This window comes from Paenibacillus sp. P4_E11 (genome assembly GCF_056401635.1).
In genome coordinates this window covers 1-2,028 of record NZ_JBFUIX010000374.1, presented here as the reverse complement: position 1 = coordinate 2,028, position 2,028 = coordinate 1, and the positions used below count along the sequence as shown (strand labels likewise).

Annotated in this window: 1 protein-coding gene; it reads left to right on the top strand. The window is 45.0% G+C overall.

Translation table 11 applies throughout. The annotated features are described in order from the left end of the window. Window positions 1–942: DUF455 family protein (locus AC1DWB_RS34155; RefSeq protein ID WP_477545521.1), on the top strand; the 942-nt coding region annotated here is incomplete at its 5' end. Window positions 943–2,028 lie beyond the last annotated feature (1,086 nt).

Here is a 2,028-nt window from a genome sequence, read left to right as displayed (position 1 = left end):
GTCCACCATACACTTCGCCTGAACGATGCCCCGTCGGTGGAGGTGTTCGAAGATCACTTGCCCGCCATGGAGAAGCAGATCGCATGGGGCAAACAGTTCGTGGAAGCGGGCAGCATATCGGCTGCGAAGGAACGGGAAGTGGTCAAGTTCGAGGATACGATTCGCGAGCATATCCGCGTACTGGGGGCCTTGTATGAAGGCGTCCCGCTCGAGAATGCCGATGCACTGGCGGATTATTCGGAGTATCAAGTGCCGGCGGAGATGGAGCTCGAACCGTCATTCAGATGGAGAAGCGCGGAGCGGATCTTCGACGCCGTGAGCGAAAGCGAAGAGCATCCGACGCATCATTCCTATGCGCACTTCACCGAACTGCCGATCATCGATCTGGTGGCCAATATCGTGTATGACGGCAGACACATGCCGTTCGACTATGTGGCCGATTTCGTGCGGCAGTGTTGGGATGAAGTGCGGCATTCGCRCATGGGATATTCGCGGCTGCTGTCGATGGGCGTCAATCCGTATGACGTTCCGATTCCGGTGGGGCATTACAAGGTATACACGGCGATGCCGCTGCTGGAGCGGATCGCGGCACTGACGCAGGTTGGTGAAGCTTGCTCCTTCGTTCCCAAGAAACAATGGACGAAGCAGGCCGTCGAACATAACGATCTGCTGACAGCGTTCGAACACGATTACGACATCGTTGACGAGAAGAATCATGTCAAATTCGGGACGAAATGGATGAAGGAGCTGATCGTCAAGCAGAAGGAATCCCGCGACTTCAAACAAATTGTCGAGGATGCCGAATGGGAAGTGCGCCAAATCGTCAATGAGCTGAAGAAAGAGAAGGGCGAGAAATGGCAGGCCGATCTCGGACCGCGCTTCGAAGGCTGCCAAACGAGCAACTCACCGTTGAATCTGGCGCCAAACATCATTATCGCGTAATTGAAACAAGGACTGGATGCGGGTGAGAGATTGTTCAGTAGACGAGAAAGCGATGAACGCGCAGTGGAGGCGAGATGTCGCAGGTGAATGAGCAGCAGCGAGCCGGAGCAGGAGCAGGCGGTTCGAGTGTTATATTTAAAAAATATTCTCGTAAATCGTGATTAAACACTTGATTCAACGCTTTTGCAATTTTACTATTATGAAAGATTTCAAATCGGCAACCATTCTGTTGGCATAACGTTTGACATCGAAGAACTTCATTAGACTGAGGATCGGTACTTACAAATGTATACAAAGTGCACCTTCAGCTCTGTGTTCTTCCAAAAGTCGCTCGACGCTTTTTGAAATATCCTCATACATTTTCCCGAATTTGGAATCAGTCGTCACTTGAACATAAACAAGATTACCTTCGTCAGATTCTTTCCACATATCGGGTATACCCTTTCTGGTTAAATGAAGTCAGGTACTCTTAGATTTGATCAAAAAGTAAGCATTTTTGTATATGTTAACTTTCCTTTTATGTAATACTCCATATATACTTTCTTCTTCGCAGTATTGATTTCATAATAAAAGCCTAATCCGTATCTGCAAACATGTTCAGGAAGACTTGTACCGTCAAACGACCAGACATCATCAAACTTATCTTTAGTTAAGGTGATTAGCCTGTTCTTGTCCTTAATTTTTTCTGATTCTCTATTTACCGATTTTTTCATTTCTAACGCAATCAAATTATCTTGATAAATGATCTCGCCTCTACTATGAATTATTATGTCGCAATTAATAGGTATCACTTCAATGTTTTCATTTATGATAGTCTTCACTTTTCCATGTTTCTGTTATATTCGACATCTACATAGTATTTTGAATAAGCAGTTCCTTTTAGTTCCTCTTGAAGATAAATCATTAACGATCCGCATAAAGTTCGTTCAGCTACACCACTAATGATTAATTTATCTTGTTCTAGGAGAAACCTTTTATTGGCTTTCTCGAAAAGAGTGATTAGCTCCTTAATAATCTCACCTCAATGACATGTAATAAACGTCCAGAATCAATATACGAGTAGGAAATATTGTGACCGTCCAAAAC